Source organism: Nocardioides agariphilus (assembly GCF_015352445.1).
GTDB classification, from domain to species: Bacteria; Actinomycetota; Actinomycetes; order Propionibacteriales; family Nocardioidaceae; genus Nocardioides; species Nocardioides agariphilus.
Genome location: NZ_JADKPO010000035.1, coordinates 16,742 through 32,411, shown reverse-complemented (window position 1 = coordinate 32,411; position 15,670 = coordinate 16,742). Strand labels below are relative to the sequence as shown.

Sequence of the window (15,670 nt, the reverse complement as noted above, 5' to 3'; positions counted from 1 at the left end):
ACGGTGCGTGCCATGAGTCCGGGAGCCAGCACGGTCGAGCTGCGTTCCGGTGCCGCGACCGACGTCGGGCGCGTACGCGAGGTCAACGAGGACGCCTACCTGGCCGCGCCCCCGCTGTTCGTGGTGGCCGACGGGATGGGCGGCCATGACGGCGGCGACGTCGCGAGCCGCATCGTCGTCGAGGAGTTCGCCCGCCTGGCCGAGGAGGGCTACGACCCCCGTCACGGCGTCGAGGTCGTCGCCGGCACCTTCGCCGCGAGCCACCAGCGCATCACCGAGTACGCCGAGGAGCAGTCGCGTCGTACCGGTCGCGACTTCACCGCCGGCACGACCGCGGTGGTCGCGTTGCTGGTCGAGCACGACGAGGGACCGCGGTGGCTGCTGGCCAACCTCGGCGACTCCCGCGTCTACCGCTTCTCGGGCGCAGAGCTGACCCAGGTCAGCGTCGACCACAGCCTGGTGCAGGAGCTCGTCGACGAGGGCTCGATCGCACGTGAGCAGATGGGCTCGCACCCGGCCAGGCACGTGGTGACCCGGGCCCTGGGCGGACCGAGCCCTGACGAGGCCGACTACTTCGAGCTCTCCCTCGCCGAGGCAGGGCGGTTGCTGCTGTGCTCCGACGGCGTCACCGAGATGCTCGACGACCCGACCCTGGCCCGGATCCTGGGTGCGGCCACCGATCCTCGCGAGGCAGCCGAGGAGGTCGTCGCCGCAGCGGTGCGGGCCGGCGGTCGCGACAATGCCACGGCGATCGTGGTCGATGTGGTCGGATTGGTCGACGGGGTGTCAGGAGGCGTGGCGTGAGCGAGTCGTCGGTGTCGGCCTCCTATCGGCCGGGCGACTGGTTCGGGGTCTTCGGCGAGCACGCGACGGTCGTGCTGCCCCCGTCCGAGAAGGGCCGGGTCGCCCGGATCTGGGCGATGGTCGACGAGGGCGCGGGCTTCGACGAGGTGCTCGACGCTCTCATCGCCGACGGCTTGCGGGACCTGCCCGGCTTCGTCCTGGTCAGCGAGCTCGACGGCGAGACCAAGGTCGTCATCCGCGGACCGGCCCGCGCCGAGTTCGCCCTGGCCGAGGACACCGAGACCGTCGAAGGGTCCTCCGTCACGACCTGGGCCGAGCGTTCGCTGCGCGGAGTCCGGTCGATGCGGATCGAGGTCGCCGAGGCCGACGAGGCCGACGACCTGGTGATCCGCGACGGCCTGGTCCGGGTCGCGCGCATCGACCGTCCGGCGTACCGAGCGGATGCCGGGCCCGAGTCCGTCATCGAGCCGGAGCCTGTCGAGCCCGAGCCAGTCGTCGAGCCCGAGCCAGTCGTCGAGCCCGAGCCTGTCGTCGAGCCCGAGCCTGTCGTCGATCCTGAGCCTGTCGAGCCCGAGCTGGCCGACGTCGACGAGACGGCGTACTTCGCAGAGCCGGCCGGCAACTGGCACGTCGCCGACGCCGCGCCCGTCGTCGACCTGCCGCCGTCGCCCGTCGCCCGGCTCACGTTCTCCAGCGGCGAGGTGGTCGAGGTCGACCGGCGCGTGCTCGTCGGGCGCGCGCCCGAGGACCGGCAGCCAGACGCCGGTGACCAGCCGCGGCTGGTTCCCGTCTACAGCCCCCACCAGGAGATCTCCTCGACCCACCTGGAGATCCGCCCCGGTACCGACTCCGACGTGGGCTTCGCGGTCGTCACCGACCTACGGTCGACCAACGGGACCGCCCTGGAGAGACCCGGTCTGCCGCCCGAGGACCTCTACCCCGGCATCGCCGTACGCCTGGTCCCCGGCGCCGTGATCGACCTGGGCGACGGGGTGCGGATCCACGTCGAGCCTGCCTGACGCGAGGCAGGCGGCGTAGCGTCGAGGACATGGAGTCCTACGCCATGGGGGAGACCGACCGCGCCCTTCTCGAGGAGACCATCGGCGCCAATCTCGAGCGCACCGTCGCTGCCCATCCCGACCGCGAGGCGCTGGTCGAGGTGGCCACCGGACGGCGGTGGACCTGGGCCGAGCTCGACGCCGCGGTCGACGACCTGGCGATCGGCCTGCTTCGTGCGGGGATCACCAAGGGGGACAGGGTCGGCATCTGGTCGCCGAACTGCGCCGAGTGGACGATCACGCAGTTCGCGACGGCCAAGATCGGCGCGATCCTGGTCAACATCAACCCGGCCTACCGCACCCACGAGCTGGCCTACGCGTTGCGCCAGTCGGGCACCCGGCTGCTGGTCTCGGCCACCGAGTTCAAGACCAGCGACTACCGCGCCATGGTGGAGGAGGTGCGTGGCGAGGTCGACCTCGAGATGGTCTGGTTCCTGGGCTCGCCCGAGTGGACCGACCACAACGTCCATGACCCTGGTGTCACCCTCGTGCAGCTGCTGGCCGAGCTCGGCGAGGACCTGCTCAGGCCCGATGACCCCATCAACATCCAGTACACGTCCGGCACCACGGGCTACCCCAAGGGCGCGACGCTGTCGCACCGCAACATCCTCAACAACGGGTACTTCGTGACCGAGACGATCAACTTCACCCATGAGGACAGGCTCTGCATCCCGGTGCCCTTCTACCACTGCTTCGGGATGGTGATGGGCAACCTCGGCTGCTCCACCCATGGCGCGACGATGGTGATCCCCGGCCCCGGGTTCGACCCGGAGACCACGCTGCGCACCATCGCCCAGGAGCGTTGCACCGGTGTGTACGGCGTGCCGACGATGTTCATCGCGATGCAGAACGACCCGACGTTCGCAGAGCACGACCTCTCCTCCCTGCGGACCGGCATCATGGCCGGCTCGATCTGCCCGGTGGAGGTGATGAAGCACTGCATCGCCGACATGCACATGGAGGAGGTCTCCATCGCCTACGGCATGACCGAGACCTCACCGGTCTCCTGCCAGACGCGCGCCGACGACGACCTCGACCGCCGCACGGCCACCATCGGCCGCGCCCATCCCCACGTCGAGATCAAGATCGTCGACCCCCAGACGGGAGCGACTGTCGAGCGAGGGCAGACCGGGGAGTTCTGCACCCGTGGCTACTCCGTGATGCTCGGGTACTGGAAGGAGCCCGACAAGACGGGGGAGGCGATCGACGCCGAGGGGTGGATGCACACCGGCGACCTGGCCGAGATGCGTGAGGACGGCTACTGCAACATCGTCGGCCGCATCAAGGACATGGTCATCCGCGGTGGCGAGAACGTCTACCCGCGCGAGATCGAGGAGTTCCTCTACACCCATCCCGACATCGAGGACGTGCAGGTGATCGGGGTGCCGGACCAGAAGTACGGCGAGGAGCTCGCGGCGTGGGTCAAGCTGCGGGCCGGAGCCGAGCCGCTCGACGCCGACGCAGTGCGTGCCTTCGCCACCGGCAAGCTGGCCCACTACAAGATCCCGCGCTACGTGCTGCTGGTCGACGAGTTCCCGATGACGGTCACCGGCAAGATCCGCAAAGTGCAGATGCGTGAGGAGACAGCCGCTCAGCTCGGCCTCGCTTGACCGGTGCTCGAGGTGTGCCGCTCACGGTCGAGCCGCGAAACCACCACCGACGAAGGGCAGTCCGTCGTCACCGTCTGGCACTCTCGGAGCCGTGACCAGGACAGGACTCGTGCTGGGTGGTGGCGGGGTCACCGGCATCGCGTGGGAGGTCGGGCTGCTGGCGGGTCTGCGCGAGGGAGGTGCAGACGTCAGCGATGCCGACCTCGTGATCGGCACGTCGGCAGGGTCGGCGGTGGGGGCCGTCGTCGCGATCGGGGAGCACCTCGACGACCTCTACGCCGAGCAGACCTCGCCGCCGGGCGAGGCCGACAAGGGGGCCGTGTTCGGGACCCGCGAGGTCGTCACCCTCTTCGGGCTGATGCTGCTGCCGGGCAACGGCCGCACCAAGCGGCGACGCATCGGGCAGGCCGCACGCAAGGCGCATCCCGGCTCGGCCGACGATCAGGTGGAGGTCTTCGCCTCGCGGCTGCGACTGCCTGACGGGTCGCTGCCCGACTGGCCAGAGCGCGACCTCAAGATCACCGCGGTGGAGACCGAGACCGGGTCCTTCACGGTGTTCGACCGCGACAGCGGTGTCGACCTCGTGTACGCGATCGCCGCGAGCTGCGCGGTGCCGCTGGTGTGGCCGGCCGTCGAGATCGCTGGCCGTCACTACGTCGACGGCGGCATGCGGTCGGCGGCCAACGCCGACCTGGCGACCGGTTGCGACGTCGTACTGGCCATCGTGCCCCTGTGGCGGTCCTTCGGCCGTTACCACTCGCTGCCCGAGCAGCTGCGCCGCACCGGTGCACGCCGTACGGCGTGGATCGCGCCCGACCAGGCGTCCCTGGCGGCCATCGGACGCAACCTGCTCGACCCGGCCATGCGGATGGGCGCGGCTCGTGCCGGACGCGAGCAGGGGCTGCGGATGGCGGCCGAGGTCGGCGAGGGCTGGTCCGCCGGATCTGTCAGCGGGCGATGACGACCGGCATCCGGACGCGGTTGCCGTTGGCCCCACGCCACACGACCCAGCCCTCGTCGAGCGGCGCAGGCCCGCTCGGCCCCGAGACGGTGACGGTGAACGTCGTCGACTCGCCCGGGTCGAGATAGACCGCCGCCGGCCTCACCCTCACCCGGTGAGGGCCGAACCCGGTCGCGGACGAGGAGTAGTACATCGGCCGCCTGCCCGCGTTGGTGACCGTGCGCGTGAACGCGCCGTTGCCGTGCAGCAGGGCTGAGGGCGTGTTGAGACCCTGGGCGTCGAGGCGGCCCTCGAGCCAGGCGCGGTAGTCACCGGGCTGCAGCGCGAACACCAGGCCCGGGTGGTCGGCCGCCTGGGCCCGCACGCGGCCTGAGCCGAGCCGGAGCAGGGACGGGCGGCCCGAGAAGTGGCCCGAGACGTTGCCCGAGACGTTGCCCGAGACGTTGCCCGAGACGTTGCCCGAGACGTTGCCCGAGACGTTGCCCGCCGTCGTGGCCAACGCCGAGCGGACGGTCGTGGCAGCCCAGTGGTGACGGCTGAGGAGGGCGGCGGCGATGCCGCTGACGCGCGCGGCGGCGACCGAGGTGCCGGAGCCGAGGTCCCAGGCCCTCCCGATCGAGCCGGGCGGTGATGCACCGAGGACTCCCTCGGCGGTCGCGACGAGGTCTGGGGCGATGAAGTCGCCGCTCGGGTCGCCCGAGCTCGTCCAGGACACCAGGCGCTGGGGCGCTCGCCGGATGCCGGCCGGACGGAGAGCGACCCGGGTGCCAGGATGCTCCCGCAACCACGACCTGAGGGTGCGCCCGGCGCTCGCAGTGAGGTGGAGCGTGGGCACGTGGTGGAAGTCGGCGGTGACCTGACCGCGGCTGGTGTTGACCAGGACCATCGCGAGGCCATCGGCGCGGCGCACCGCCTCGGACTTGTCCACGCGCCCGATCCGCCCGCGTTCGCAGACGACCACCCGGCCCGCGACCTGTGCGGCGTCGAGGGTGCCGGGCAGGCAGTACCGCGCGTCGGACGAGTCGGCTCCCTGAGCCGGAACCCTGGCGCCCAGCACCAGCCGGGCCTCGCGGGTCGGCGTGCGCGAGGCCATCGCCCCGGTGACCCGCAACCCGGGCGCGACGATGACGCCCTGCGGGGTCGCGCCGGTCGTGCCGCCGACCGACGTCACCCAGGGGACCGCGTGGGCGGCGTAGGCGCCGCCTCCGCGGTTGCCCGCTGCGGCGACCACGACCACGTCGGCCTCCGCTGCCCCGAGAAGGGCACGGTCGAGGGTGTCGACCGCTGAGCCATCGGACTCCTTGTTGTCATCGACCGACAGGTTCAGCACGTCGACGCCGTCGGCGACCGCCCGGTCCACGGCCGAGACCAGGTCGGCCGTCGAGCAGCCGTCGTCGTCCGGGTCGGGAGCCGACCAGCACGCCTTGTAGATCGCCAGCCGGGCTTGCGGTGCGGCGCCGGAGTAGAGGCCGTTGCCCCCGCCGACAGCCTGGCCCGGGACCTTGACCGTGACGCCGCTGTTGCCCGCGGCGACCGAGGCCACCAGCGTGCCGTGGCCGTCGTCGTCGAGCGGGGACAGGCTGCTGCTGGCCCGGAGCCGTCCGGCGCCGAAGCCCTCGACGAACCAGCGCGCCCCCACGACCTTGCGGTCGCAGACCTCGGCCGTCCAGCCCGGCCCTGCCGAGCACGCCCCCCGGAAGTCTCGCGGAGCCCGCCCGAGCCCGCGTACGTCGGCGAACACCGGGCTGTCCGGCCACAGCCCGGTGTCGACCACGCCGATCACCACGCCGGCGCCGCCTCTGGGCTGCGGGTCGGCGGCGGCGACCGGCGCCCCGGCTCCGACGGACGCCACGCGACGGATCGAGTCGCGCTCGACGTCGGCCACCCGGGGATCGGCGGCGAGTGCGTGGGCCTGCTCGGTGGTCAGTCGCACGGCGTAGCCGTCGAGGGCCGTGGTCCAGCGGTAGACCGGTGGCGGTGCGCCGACCGCGGCCAGGGTCGCGTCCGGAGCGTTCGGGGCTGGTGGCCCCACGAGCGTGACCAGGTAGAGCGCCGTGTCAGCGGAGTCGCCCGGGCCGCCCTCGACAGCGGCCGAGGCCGAGGTGGCGCCCACCGACACGGCCACCAGGGCGCACGCGAGCAGCGTGCCGGCCAGCACGCTGCGCGGGGAAGCGGTCGAGGTCAAGCGGCCATTGTGGCAAACAGCGCCTACTCCGACCGGCGATCGGCAGCCCTCGGGCCGCCTCCCTACGATCGCACCATGCTCGTCGTCGCCTTCGACCTGGACATGACCCTGATCGACTCCGCGCCCGGGGTGGCCGGCACCCTCAAGGCGCTGATGGCCGAGCTCGACGTCCAGATCCCCGTCGACGACGTCACCGCCCACATCGGCCCGCCGCTGCATCACCTGCTCGGGCCGTACGTGCCCGCGGCACAGATGGGCGGGGCCATCGACCGGTTCCGAGAGCTCTACGTCGACCACGCGATCGAGGCCGTCGGCGCCCTCGACGGGGCGGTCGAGTCGATCGCCGCCGTACGCCGTCATGGCGGTCGCGTGATCGTGGTCACCGGCAAGTACGAGCCCAACGCCGTGCGTCACGTGGAGCACCTCGCCCTCGACGTCGACCTCGTCACCGGCCTGGTGTTCGGCGCCGGCAAGGCGGACGTGCTGGTGCGCGAGGGCGCCTCGATCCTGGTCGGCGACCACGTCCACGACGTGGAGGGTGCCCGCGCTGCCGGCATCACGAGCGTGTCGGTCCTCACCGGCGGGTGTTCCGAGGAGGAGCTCGTCGCGGCCGGTACCGACGTGGTGCTCGCCGACCTCACCGTGTTCCCGGCCTGGCTCGACGCCCACCTCGACACCTCCGACTACCCGTTGGCGCCCGTCGGGGCGTGACGCATAGGCTTTGCGCGCCGCGATCAGCGGATCCCCCCGCACGCAGGAAGAGGACGTGACCGTGCCCACTGGCAAGGTGAAGTGGTTCGACGCCGAGAAGGGCTTCGGCTTCCTGTCCCAGGAGGACGGCCCCGACGTCTACGTCCGCACTGATGCGCTGCCCGAGGGCACCACGGCGCTCAAGCCCGGCACCCGTGTCGAGTTCGGCATCGCTCAGGGCCGTCGCGGCGACCAGGCCCTCCAGGTGCGCGTGCTCGACGCGCCGGTGTCGGTCTCGCGCAACCAGCGCGAGGCCAAGCGCAGCGCCTCACGCAAGCGTCCCGACGAGATGGTCCCGATCATCGAGGACCTGATCCGCACGCTCGACGACGTGGGTGAGGCCTACCGCCACGGCCGCCACCCCGACCGCAAGTACGCCGCCCCCGTGGCCAAGCTCCTCCGCGTCCTCGCTGACGAGCTCGATGCCTAGGGCCTCGTCGTCCGTGACGTTTCGGTGGTCTGCGCCGGCGTGTCGACAGCGTTTGCGTCACTGACGGCGTTCCGTCTGCGGTTCGGCACCGTCGTCAGCACGAACCCGGTCCATGCGGCGACCACGACGAAGGCCACCGACAGGCCCAGGCGGGGCGGGTCCAGGGGCAGGGCGATCCCGATGAAGCCTCCGAGCACCCACGCGAGCTGGCAGGTGGTGTCACTGCGCCCGAAGGCGCTGGCCTGGACCTGGGGCGGGATGTGCCGCTGGATCGTGGCGTCGAGGGAGAACTTGGCCAGTGCCTGGGCCAGCCCGGCGACCATGCCGAGCAGGGCCAGCGACCACACGCCGTAGAACAGCGCCGCCAGCAACGCGGCAGCGGCGTCCGCCAGCAGCGCCAGCACGACGGCGACCGCTGGCGTGACCCTGCGCAGGGTGGAGGCTGCCAGCGTGCCGAGGACCCTGCCCAGGCCGGCGGCGCCGACGACGATGCCGATCATCACGCCGGCCGAGAGCGAGCTGTCGGGGCGGACGTCGGGGTTGCGCAGCAGGAAGGCCACGAACATCAGCAGGAACCCGGACATGAACCACGGCCCGCAGTTGGCTCGTAGCGCGAACGCCACCTGCGCCGGGATCTGGGTGCGCAAGCGACCACGCCGCGAGGACGGCGAGCCGCCCTTGCGCAGCGTCATCTCGCCCTCGCCCTCGCTGGAGTCGACCTTGGCAGGCAGCCGGATGGCGCCGATGGTGGCGATCACGAACAGCACGAACGCGTAGCGCAGTGACCACTCCGATCCCGCCAAGGACGCCAGGCCGGCGATCGGGGCGGAGACCGTGGCGCCCACGATGCCCGACAGGGAGACGCGGCCGTTGGCCTTGACCAGGGTGAAGTCGCGCGGCAGCAGCCGGGGTACGGCGGCGGCTCGCGTGACGCCGTACGCCTTGGACGCCACCAGCACCCCGAGCGCGGCCGCGAAGACGGTGGCCGACCCACTGCTGACCGAGGAGGCCAGCACCCAGCACAAGAACGCGCGCAGGGCCATGGTCGCGCCGATCGCCCAGCGGCGCCCGTGGGCGAAGCGGTCCAGGAAGGGCCCGATCAAGGGCGCCACGATCGCGAACGGCAGCATCGTGAGCCCGAGGAAGAGCGCGACCTGGTCGCGGGCCTCGCCGGAGGGCACCTGGAAGAACAGGCTGCCGGCCAGCGAGATGGCGACCGCTGCATCGCCTGCGGTGTTGAAGGCGTGCATCTCGATCAGCCGCGATAACCCGGAGTGGTCGGCACCCTGGGCGTTGGCCGCGCGACGGGCCTGCCGGACGGTGAACCGGCTCAACCGCCCGGTCACGCGGGCGGTGGCAGCCACGCCGCGACCCGTGGCCCTGGCGCCGGTGCCGAGCGCCCGGCCGACCTTCTTGACCTGCTGGCGCTGCTGACCGCGGGGGATCCCGGAGAAGGGCTCGGTGGAGTCCTCCGGCACACCTCTCGGGCCGCGATCGGTCATGTGCCTATCCTGCCGCGTCCGTCCGGTTGGCCCAGGCGCCGCCAGCAAGCAGCGGCGTGTCGGGTGCGAGGCCGATCTGACGAGCGACGCCTCGATGGGTGATGATGTGCCGGTGACGACGACGGTGCGGTCCAAGACCGATTCGGTGGCGATGGCCGCTGTCGACGTCGCCCGCGCTGCTCTGCTCGAGGACGTCGACCTCGCCGACGTCGGCGAGCACCTGGGTGCGATCGCCGAGGGGGAGCGGGTCGTCACCCACCTGTTCGCCTGCACCAGGTCCGGCTACACCGGGTGGCGCTGGTCGGTCACCGTCGCCCGAGCCTCCCGCCAGAAGTCCGTCACCGTGTGTGAGGTGGCCCTCCTGCCCGGCGACGAGGCCATCGTGGCGCCCGCGTGGATTCCCTACCGCGAGCGCATCCAGCCCGGCGACCTCTCGCCGGGCGACCTGCTTCCCGTCGCCGACGACGACCCGCGGCTGGTCCCGACGTACTCCTACGGCGACGACCCCTTGGACGCCGACGACAAGGCGCAGGTGCGTGAGGTCGCCTCGGAGCTCGGCCTGGGTCGTGTCCGCACCCTCTCGGTCGAGGGTCGCGACCTGGCCGCCCAACGGTGGTACGACGGCTCCGGCGGCCCCGAGGCCCCGCTGGCCCAGGCGGCCCCCGACACCTGTCGCAGCTGCGGCTTCCTGGTGCGCATCGCGGGATCCCTCGCCGACTCCTTCGGCGTCTGCGCCAACGGCGATGCCAACGACGACGGCAAGGTGGTCTCCTTCGACCACGGCTGTGGCGCCCACTCCGAGGTCCGCCTGGCCCGCAAGCACGAGCCGCCGCCGCTGCCCGAGCCCGTGCACGACACGCTGACCGACGACGAGATCGAAGGGTTCTAGGGGTCATGGAGCTCCCACCCGAGCCCGCCCAGCACGCGATCGGCAACCGCACCTACATCGTCGCCGACGTCGAGCCCCTCGACGTCGACGGCATCCGCACCGTCCAGGTCGGCCTCGCCATCTGGTTCCTGGTCTTCCTCGGCCTGCTGCCCTTCTGGTCCGCACTGGCCGACGCCGACCGCACCTGGTGGCTGTGGAGCTGCCTGGCCGGCTGTGGTCTCGGACTGTTCGGCCTCGAGTACTGCCGCCGCCGCAAGGCCGCCCGCTCCGCTGGCCGCCCCCACCGCTCGTAGTACGTCCGCCCTCTCGGCACGCGACGCTGGCTCGGGTTGCCAGCCAAATCTCTGGGTTGGCACGGAATGCATTGGCCGACAACCCAGGGATTCACCGGCCAGCCGGGTAATCCCTGGCCGGGCCATCGAAGCTCCTCACCACCGGAATGCTTAGCGAAGGTAATGAGTTACGCTAACGACATGGCTACTGTCGAGAGGGTTGCCCGCACGGACTCCGGGCTCGCGAGCGAGCTGCGGGTCTCGGTGATGCGGCTGCGACGTCGGCTCGCGGTGGAGCGGCACCCCGACAACGAGCTGAGCCTGAGCCAGATGGCCGTGCTCGGTCAGCTGTTGCGCACCGGCGAGCAGAGCGTCGGTGACCTCGCGACCTACGAGGGCGTGCAGCCGCCGAGCATGACCCGCACCGTCAAGACGCTGGAGGCAGGCGGATACGTCACCCGCCGACCCCACGAGACCGATGGCCGCCAGGTGGTGATCAGCCTGAGCGAGCAGGGCGTGGCCACGCTGCGCGCCGACCGCGCCAAGCGCGACGCCTGGCTGGCCAAGCGGCTCGCCGAGCTCACGCCCGAGCAGCGCGCGGTGCTGCGGCAGGCGGCCCCGATCCTCGACTCCCTCTCACGCAAGGACTGATACCCCACGAGCCCCACCTTCAAGGCGCTGCGCAACCCGAACTACCGCAAGTACGCCGCCGGCAGCGTCGTGTCCAACACCGGCACATGGATGCAGCGGGTCGCCCAGGACTGGCTGGTGCTGCAGCTGACCCACGGCAGCGGGTCGGCGCTCGGCATCACCACCGGGCTGCAGTTCCTGCCCGTGCTGCTGCTCTCGCCGTACGCCGGCGTGGTCGCCGACCGCTTCTCCAAGCGCCGCCTGCTCCAGCTCACGCAGCTGGTGATGGCCACCGCCTCGCTCGTCCTCGGCGTGATCACCGTGACCGGCGTGGTGGAGGTCTGGCACGTCTACACGCTGGCGTTCCTGTTCGGCATCGGCTCGGCCTTCGACGCGCCGGCGCGGCAGTCGTTCGTCTCGGAGATGGTCGAGCGCGACGAGGTCACCAACGCGGTCGGCCTCAACTCCGCCGCGTTCAACCTCGCCCGCATCCTCGGCCCCGGCCTGGCCGGCCTGATGATCGGTGCCCTCGGCAGCGGGGCCGGGGCGACCGGCTGGGTGATCCTCATCAACGCGCTGTCCTACGCCGCTGTGATCGCCCAGCTGCAGCGGATGGACCCGGCACTGCTGCACACTCCGACACCGGTCGCCCGCACGCCCGGGATGCTGCTCGACGGTGTCCGCTACGTGCGCAGCCAGCCCAAGATGCTGATGGTGATGGTGCTGGTCTTCTTCGCCGGCACCTTCGGGATGAACTTCCAGATCACCTCGGCGCTGATGGCCACCGAGGTCTACGGCAAGGGGGCCAGCGAGTTCGGGCTGCTCGGGTCCTTCATGGCGATCGGCTCGCTGGCCGGCGCACTGATGGCTGCCCGTCGTACGACGATCCGCGTGCGGCTGCTGGTCGTGGCCGCGTTGGGCTTCGGCGCGGCCGAGATCGCGGCTGCGCTGATGCCGACCTACGTGCTGTTCGCGGTGACGTGCCCGGTCATCGGGTTCTGCACGCTGACGCTGCTCAACTCCGCCAACGCGACCTTGCAGCTCGAGGCCGACCCGGTCTACCGCGGCCGGGTGATGGCGCTCTACATGACCATCGTGATGGGCGGCACCCCGATCGGCTCACCGGTCATCGGCTGGGTGGGGGAGACCTTCGGCGCGCGCTGGACGCTCATCTTGGGCGGGCTGCTCGTCATCGCCGGAGCCGGGCTGGCCTCGTTGCTGCTGCTGCGCAGCAACCAGCACCCGGAGCAGGCGGACAGGGACCTTCATCCCGCGTTTTGACCGTGTTTGCGGCGCGAGAGTAATCTCAACCCTTGTGTCTGGGACGACCAGACCTTTGGGCTGTGCCCGAAACCGCCGTTCTGTGGCGTCGAGCACACCATCACAGGCACACCAGCAGTAGCAGCACGATCGTGCCCGGCAAGGCGCTGGGCACTGAGAGCAGAACAGAAAGGGAACCACCCAGGTGCCCACGATCAACCAGCTGGTCCGCAAGGGCCGCCAGGACAAGGCGACGAAGACCAAGACGCCTGCCCTGAAGGGTTCGCCCCAGCGCCGCGGTGTCTGCACCCGCGTCTACACGACCACCCCCAAGAAGCCGAACTCCGCCCTCCGCAAGGTCGCACGTGTGCGCCTCTCGAGCGGCGTCGAGGTCACCGCTTACATCCCGGGTGTCGGCCACAACCTCCAGGAGCACTCGATCGTGCTCGTCCGCGGCGGCCGGGTGAAGGACCTTCCCGGTGTCCGCTACAAGATCATCCGCGGCACGCTCGACACCCAGGGCGTGAAGAACCGCAAGCAGGCCCGCAGCCGTTACGGCGCGAAGAAGGAGAAGAGCTGATATGCCGCGCAAGGGACCCGCGCCTAAGCGGCCGATTGTCACCGACCCGGTCTACGGGTCGCAGCTGGTGAGCCAGCTCGTCTCCAAGGTGCTCGAGGACGGCAAGAAGCAGGTCGCCCAGCGCATCGTCTACACCGCGCTGGAGGGCTGCCGCGAGAAGACGGGCACCGACCCGGTCGTCACGCTCAAGCGCGCGCTCGACAACGTCAAGCCGGCCATCGAGGTCAAGTCCCGCCGTGTCGGCGGCGCGACCTACCAGGTCCCGATCGAGGTCAAGGGCACGCGCGGCACCACGCTCGCGCTGCGCTGGCTGGTCGGATACGCCCAGGCCCGTCGCGAGAAGACGATGCACGAGCGCCTGATGAACGAGATCCTCGATGCCTCCAACGGCCTTGGTGCCGCGGTGAAGAAGCGCGAGGACACCCACAAGATGGCCGAGTCCAACAAGGCCTTCGCCCACTACCGCTGGTGACCCGCAGCGGTGTGCTGGCCCGATCGGCCGGCGCACCCGCCCCGATCGGGCGCATGCCCCCAGCACCCACACTCCTACCTAAGGAACGCTGACACAGTGGCTGTCGACATCACCACGGACCTCAACAAGGTCCGCAACATCGGCATCATGGCGCACATCGACGCCGGCAAGACCACGACCACCGAGCGCATCCTGTTCTACACCGGCGTGTCCTACAAGATCGGTGAGGTCCACGACGGCGCCGCCGTCATGGACTGGATGGAGCAGGAGCAGGAGCGCGGCATCACCATCACGTCCGCCGCGACGACCTGCTGGTGGAAAGAGCACCAGATCAACATCATCGACACCCCTGGCCACGTCGACTTCACCGCCGAGGTCGAGCGCTCGCTGCGCGTCCTCGACGGCGCCGTCGCCGTCTTCGACGGTGTAGCCGGGGTCGAGCCGCAGACGATGACCGTATGGCGGCAGGCCAACAAGTACTCCGTGCCCCGGATGTGCTTCGTCAACAAGCTCGACCGCACCGGAGCCGACTTCTTCCGCTGCGTGCAGATGATGGTCGAGCGCCTCAACTCCACCCCGCTGGTGCTCCAGCTCCCGATCGGGGCCGAGCACGACTTCCTCGGGGTCGTCGACCTGGTCGGCATGCGCGCGCTCACCTGGCGCGGCGAGACCAAGATGGGCGAGGACTACGACGTCGAGGAGATCCCCGAGTCGCTGCGCGCCCAGGCGGACGAATACCGCGAGAAGCTGCTCGAGACGCTGGCCGAGGCCGACGACGACATCATGGAGAAGTACCTCGAGGGCGAGGAGCTCTCCGTCCAGGAGATCGAGGACGCCATCCGTCGCGCGACACTGGCCGACAAGCTCAACCCGGTGCTGTGCGGCACGGCCTTCAAGAACAAGGGCGTGCAGCCCCTCCTCGACGCCGTCGTCAAGTACCTCCCCTCGCCGCTCGACATCGACGCGATCGTCGGCCACAAGGTCAACGACGAGGAGACCAAGATCGAGCGCAAGCCTTCCGACGACCAGCCGTTCTCGGGCCTGGCCTACAAGATCGCCAGCGACCCCCACCTCGGCAAGCTGATCTACGTGCGCGTCTACTCCGGGAAGCTGGAGGCCGGCGCGACGGTGCTCAACTCGGTCACCGGCCGCAAGGAGCGGATCGGCAAGGTCTACCAGATGCACGCCAACAAGCGTGAGGAGATCGCGTCGGTCGGCGCCGGGCAGATCGTGGCCGTCATGGGTCTGAAGGACACCAAGACCGGTCACACCCTGTGCGACACCAACAACCCGGTCGTGCTCGAGTCGATGAGCTTCCCCGCCCCGGTCATCGAGGTGGCGATCGAGCCCAAGACCAAGAGCGACCAGGAGAAGCTCGGCACCGCCATCCAGCGGCTCTCCGACGAGGACCCGACCTTCACGGTCAAGGCCGACGAGGAGACCGGGCAGACCATCATCGCCGGCATGGGCGAGCTCCACCTGGAGATCCTGGTCGACCGGATGAAGCGCGAGTTCCGCGTCGAGGCGACCGTCGGCAAGCCGCAGGTGGCCTACCGCGAGACGATCCGTCAGAAGGTCGAGAAGCACAGCTACACCCACAAGAAGCAGACCGGTGGGTCTGGCCAGTTCGCCAAGGTCATCATCTCGATCGAGCCGAGCATCGACCCCGAGACCGGGGCCGGCGCGGGCTATGAGTTCGTGAACAACGTGACCGGCGGCCGCGTGCCCCGCGAGTACATCCCCTCGGTGGACCAGGGTGCCCAAGACGCCATGGAGTTCGGCGTGCTCGCCGGCTACCCGATGGTCGATGTGAAGGTCTCGCTCGAGGACGGCGCCTACCACGACGTCGACTCCTCCGAGCTGGCCTTCAAGATCGCTGGCAACCAGGCCTTCAAGGAGGCCGCGCGCAAGGCGCGGCCGGTCCTGCTCGAGCCGATGTTCGCGGTCGAGGTGACCACGCCCGAGACCTTCTTGGGCACCGTCATCGGCGACATCAACAGCCGGCGCGGCCAGATCCAGGCACAGGAGGAGCGTCACGGTGACATGGTCATCAACGCCCTCGTGCCGCTTTCAGAGATGTTCGGGTACGTTGGCGACCTGAGGTCCAAGACTTCGGGCCAGGCGTCGTACTCGATGGAGTTCGACTCGTACGCCGAGGTCCCCCAGGGCATCGCCGACGAGATCATCAAGAAGGTTCGCGGCGAGTAACTTCCGACCTCGACCAAGCGTCATCGTCGGGTTGCCCAAACCGAATCCTCGGCAGCACA

The 15,670-nt window shown here is 70.4% G+C and carries 15 protein-coding genes; 13 read left to right on the top strand and 2 right to left on the bottom strand.

Annotation, left to right across the window (positions count from 1 at the left end):
• Positions 1-12: 12 nt before the first annotated feature.
• The 4 genes from ISU10_RS19460 (at position 13) to ISU10_RS19445 (ending at position 4,433) form a co-directional block, all read left to right on the top strand.
• Entirely contained in the window at positions 13-804 is a 792-nt protein-coding gene (locus ISU10_RS19460; RefSeq protein ID WP_194698100.1) for a PP2C family protein-serine/threonine phosphatase, read from the top strand.
• Positions 801-1,823, top strand: coding sequence for an FHA domain-containing protein (locus tag ISU10_RS19455; protein ID WP_194698099.1), 1,023 nt, complete (start codon positions 801-803; stop codon positions 1,821-1,823). The genes ISU10_RS19460 and ISU10_RS19455 overlap by 4 nt, the downstream gene beginning before the upstream one ends.
• A 29-nt stretch (positions 1,824-1,852) precedes the next feature.
• Positions 1,853-3,472: an AMP-binding protein gene (locus tag ISU10_RS19450; protein WP_194698098.1), complete on the top strand. Its 1,620-nt coding sequence runs from the start codon at positions 1,853-1,855 to the stop codon at positions 3,470-3,472.
• A gap of 91 nt (positions 3,473-3,563) precedes the next feature.
• Positions 3,564-4,433: a patatin-like phospholipase family protein gene (locus ISU10_RS19445; protein WP_194698097.1), complete on the top strand. Its 870-nt coding sequence runs from the start codon at positions 3,564-3,566 to the stop codon at positions 4,431-4,433.
• Here the strand turns inward: ISU10_RS19445 and ISU10_RS19440 are convergent.
• Entirely contained in the window at positions 4,420-6,618 is a 2,199-nt protein-coding gene (locus ISU10_RS19440; protein WP_194698096.1) for a S8 family serine peptidase, read from the bottom strand. The genes ISU10_RS19445 and ISU10_RS19440 overlap by 14 nt on opposite strands.
• 75 nt (positions 6,619-6,693) lie before the next feature.
• Between ISU10_RS19440 and ISU10_RS19435 the strand changes: the two genes are divergently transcribed.
• On the top strand, positions 6,694-7,329 hold the full coding sequence (locus ISU10_RS19435; RefSeq protein ID WP_194698095.1) for an HAD family hydrolase: 636 nt from the start codon (positions 6,694-6,696) through the stop codon (positions 7,327-7,329).
• Positions 7,330-7,390: 61 nt separating this feature from the next.
• Positions 7,391-7,798 (top strand): cold-shock protein, encoded by a 408-nt coding sequence (locus ISU10_RS23910; protein ID WP_194698113.1) that lies wholly within the window; start codon positions 7,391-7,393, stop codon positions 7,796-7,798.
• On the opposite strand, the gene ISU10_RS19425 is transcribed toward ISU10_RS23910, so the two are convergent.
• Positions 7,795-9,300 (bottom strand): MFS transporter, encoded by a 1,506-nt coding sequence (locus tag ISU10_RS19425; RefSeq protein WP_194698094.1) that lies wholly within the window; start codon positions 9,298-9,300, stop codon positions 7,795-7,797. The genes ISU10_RS23910 and ISU10_RS19425 overlap by 4 nt on opposite strands.
• A 94-nt stretch (positions 9,301-9,394) precedes the next feature.
• On the opposite strand from ISU10_RS19425, the gene ISU10_RS19420 reads away from it, so the two are divergent.
• The 7 genes from ISU10_RS19420 to fusA all read left to right on the top strand — a co-directional run bounded on the left by ISU10_RS19420 (position 9,395) and on the right by fusA (position 15,611).
• Positions 9,395-10,189, top strand: coding sequence for a DUF3027 domain-containing protein (locus ISU10_RS19420; RefSeq protein ID WP_194698093.1), 795 nt, complete (start codon positions 9,395-9,397; stop codon positions 10,187-10,189).
• 5 nt (positions 10,190-10,194) lie between these two features.
• Positions 10,195-10,482, top strand: coding sequence for a DUF2530 domain-containing protein (locus tag ISU10_RS19415; RefSeq protein WP_228501370.1), 288 nt, complete (start codon positions 10,195-10,197; stop codon positions 10,480-10,482).
• A gap of 180 nt (positions 10,483-10,662) precedes the next feature.
• A complete protein-coding gene (locus ISU10_RS19410) occupies positions 10,663-11,112 on the top strand; it encodes a MarR family winged helix-turn-helix transcriptional regulator (protein ID WP_228501369.1) in 450 nt (149 codons plus the stop codon).
• Between the two features lie 27 nt (positions 11,113-11,139).
• A complete protein-coding gene (locus ISU10_RS19405; RefSeq protein WP_194698111.1) occupies positions 11,140-12,372 on the top strand; it encodes an MFS transporter in 1,233 nt (410 codons plus the stop codon).
• A gap of 184 nt (positions 12,373-12,556) precedes the next feature.
• Positions 12,557-12,931: a 30S ribosomal protein S12 gene (gene rpsL / locus ISU10_RS19400; protein WP_194698091.1), complete on the top strand. Its 375-nt coding sequence runs from the start codon at positions 12,557-12,559 to the stop codon at positions 12,929-12,931.
• A 1-nt stretch (position 12,932) separates the two neighbouring features.
• The gene (gene rpsG, locus ISU10_RS19395; RefSeq protein WP_194698090.1) at positions 12,933-13,403 is read left to right on the top strand and encodes a 30S ribosomal protein S7; all 471 of its coding nucleotides are present in this window, start codon (positions 12,933-12,935) and stop codon (positions 13,401-13,403) included.
• Positions 13,404-13,499: 96 nt separating this feature from the next.
• The gene (fusA, locus tag ISU10_RS19390) at positions 13,500-15,611 is read left to right on the top strand and encodes an elongation factor G (RefSeq protein WP_194698089.1); all 2,112 of its coding nucleotides are present in this window, start codon (positions 13,500-13,502) and stop codon (positions 15,609-15,611) included.
• The last annotated feature ends 59 nt before the right edge of the window (positions 15,612-15,670 follow it).